Origin of the sequence: Candidatus Erwinia dacicola (assembly GCF_001756855.1) — a bacterium.
Lineage (GTDB): Bacteria > Pseudomonadota > Gammaproteobacteria > Enterobacterales > Enterobacteriaceae > Erwinia > Erwinia dacicola.
This window is the reverse complement of sequence record NZ_MAYS01000475.1, coordinates 1-2,855: the sequence shown is the minus strand read 5'-3', so window position 1 is coordinate 2,855 and position 2,855 is coordinate 1. Positions and strand designations below refer to the sequence as shown.

Annotated in this window: 1 protein-coding gene and 2 pseudogenes; 2 read left to right on the top strand and 1 reads right to left on the bottom strand. The window is 52.5% G+C overall.

The genetic code is table 11. The features are described from left to right. Positions 1-279 (top strand): annotated as a pseudogene (locus BBW68_RS12530) (CbbBc protein); the annotation flags it as partial. Between the two features lie 138 nt (positions 280-417). Further along, a complete protein-coding gene (locus BBW68_RS12525; RefSeq protein WP_070135616.1) occupies positions 418-2,355 on the top strand; it encodes an exoribonuclease II in 1,938 nt (645 codons plus the stop codon). Positions 2,356-2,392: 37 nt separating this feature from the next. On the opposite strand, the pseudogene BBW68_RS16935 reads toward BBW68_RS12525, so the two are convergent. Continuing rightward, positions 2,393-2,855, bottom strand: a pseudogene (locus BBW68_RS16935) (IS30 family transposase); the annotation flags it as partial.

The window sequence follows — 2,855 nt, the reverse complement described above, 5'->3', positions numbered from 1 at the left end:
GCCACTGGCGCTCATCGCGATGGAATACGCCGCCGGGAACAACGTGGATATTGAAACCCTGTGGAACGATGGGATTATCCGTAAAGTGAGCGGCTTCAAGCTAGTGCCTTACGCCATCCCACGCGGTAACCTCGCGGCGTACTATCCGGAAACGAATTCGCTGGTTCCGCTTTCCAGTTTCGGTGACGGCAGCGCACTCCGACCTTCAAGTCCGTGCCGGTAAAAATTACGCTCTCATCATGTGGCGCTGGGCCTGCGTATTTCCTGATGCACTTTTAACGCTACGCTGATATCACCCGGCGACCAGAAAAAAATAGTCTCCCCCTGAAGACACCGGAAACGAGGTTTTTCTTGCCGTAGAGCGGTTAATCGCGTAGAATTACCCACCGCATCTTAGGCCATGAAAACGTAGAAATTATGTTCCAGGATAACCCGCTGCTCGCGCAGCTTAAAGAGAAACTCCACTCCAAGACACCGCGTGTCGAAGGTGTGGTAAAAGGCACGGAAAAAAGTTTTGGCTTCTTGGAAGTCGAACCGCAGAAAAGCTACTTTATTCCGCCACCGTTCATGGAAAAAGTGATGCACGGTGACCGCGTGAGCGCAGTGATCCAGACCGATAAAGATCGCGAAGTTGCCGATCCTGAAACGCTGATTGAACCTTTCCTGACGCGTTTTGTAGGCCGGGTACAGAGAAAAGATGACCGCCTGTCAATCGTTCCCGACCATCCCCTGCTTAAAGATACGATCCAGTGCCGCGTAGAGCGCAGCGTGAAGCATGACTTCCAGATTGGAGACTGGGCTGTGGCAGAGATGCGCCACCATCCGCTGAAGGATGACCGCACTTTCTATGCTGAACTGACCGAATTTATTACCACTGCGGATGACCATCTGGCGCCGTGGTGGGTTACGCTGTCGCGCCACAATCTGGAGCGTGAAGCTCCGGACGTGGCTGAGCTTGAAGAGATGCTGGATGAAGGCTTGGAGCGTGAAGACCTCACTGCCCTGAACTTCATAACCATTGATAGCGCCAGTACCGAAGATATGGATGATGCGCTGTATGTGGAAGAAGCCGCAGACGGCGCGATGAATCTGATAATCGCCATCGCTGACCCGACGGCTTATGTGCCAGTGGGCAGCAAGCTGGATGTGGTTGCTGCTGAACGCTCATTCACCAACTATCTGCCGGGCTTTAATATCCCGATGTTGCCGCGCCAGCTGTCTGACGACATCTGTTCACTGCGTGCCGGCGAACGTCGTCCGGTGCTGGCCTGCCGTGTGACCGTGGCAGCGGATGGCACTCTGGGGGAAAATATCCGCTTCTTCGCTGCGTGGATTGAATCAAAATCCAAGCTGATTTATGACCATGTGTCTGACTGGCTGGAAAGTACTGGCGAATGGCAGCCAGAAATCGAGGCGATTGCTCAGCAGATCCGCCTGCTGCACCGCTTGTGCCTAGCACGAAGAGAATGGCGTCAGGCGCATGCGCTGGTGTTTAAAGATCGCCCTGATTTCCGCTTCCTGCTGGGTGAAAAAGGCGAAGTTCTGGATATAATCGCCGAACACCGCCGCATTGCTAACCGCATCGTTGAAGAGTCGATGATCCTTGCCAACATCTGCGCTGCCACCGTGCTGTGCGATAAGCTGGGTTTTGGTGTTTATAACGTGCACTTCGGCTTTGATGCGGCTAACGCGGAGCTGGCTGCTGGCGTGCTGGCCAACCATGGCGTCACCGCCGATCCGCTGGCGATTACCACGCTGGACGGTTTCCGTAACCTGCGCCGTAAGCTGGATGCGCTGCCAATGAAGTTCCTTGACAGCCGTATTCGTCGCTTCCAGTCCTTTGCTGAAGTGAGCATCACTCCTGGCCCACACTTCGGCCTAGGTCTGGAAGCTTACGCCACTTGGACTTCCCCTATTCGTAAGTACGGCGACATGGTTAACCACCGCCTGCTGAAAGCGCTGATTAAAGGTGAAGCGGCAGAGCGCCCTAGCGATGAACTAACGGTGAAGATAGGCAAGCGTCGGCGTCAGAACAGTATGGCTGAGCGCGATGTCGGTGACTGGCTATACTGCTGCTTCCTACAGAAAACGGTAGGAACCGACCAGCGCTTCAGCGCCGAGATTATTGACGTCGTGCGCGGCGGCATGCGGGTTCGCCTGCAGGATAACGGCGCTGTCGCCTTTATTCCGGCCCAGTTTATTCATACGGTGCGTGATGAGCTGGTATTAAGCAATGAAATCGGTACTGTGCAGATCAAAGGGGACGTGATGTATCGCGTAACCGACCTGATTGAAGTGACCATCGCCGAAGTGCGCATGGAAACCCGCAGCATCGTGGCACGTCCGACGCCTTAAAATGGAGAACGAAATACTAAAAAAAGTTACTGTAGATTTAATCTGTCAACGTAACACCCCTTTCAATTATCTCCTTCGGTGTTTTGGATTTCGGTGTCTTTCTCGGTCTGTTGTTTAGCTGAGCTGCAACCTGATCCAGCTCATGTTGAGTATATTGGGCAAGGCATGTCTTTTTGGGGAAGTACTGTCGAATTAGCCCATTAGTGTTCTCGTTTATTCCCCGCTGCTAGGGATTCTGAGAATCGTATAAGTAGAAGTTACCGGTGCTGCCAGAAAATTCCAGATGTCTGGTGAGCTCCATTTCTCTGTCCCATGTCAGTGATTGCCGGAGTTCAGACGGCAAGCTCAGGAATTTGTCGGTAAGATCCTAATTCACTGAGAAAAAATCTTTACCCCTTAGTCTAAAGATGATCGTATAACGTGATTTTCGGCCTACAAGTGTGTCTATATGCGAGTTTTTTGTACCTGATACTAAATCGCCTTTTCGATGTAGAACCGTT

What these genes read in the sequence shown, in the direction of transcription:
- BBW68_RS12525 (WP_070135616.1), top strand. Translation starts at nt 418, where the DNA reads ATGTTCCAGGATAACCCGCTGCTCGCGCAGCTTAAAGAGAAACTCCAC.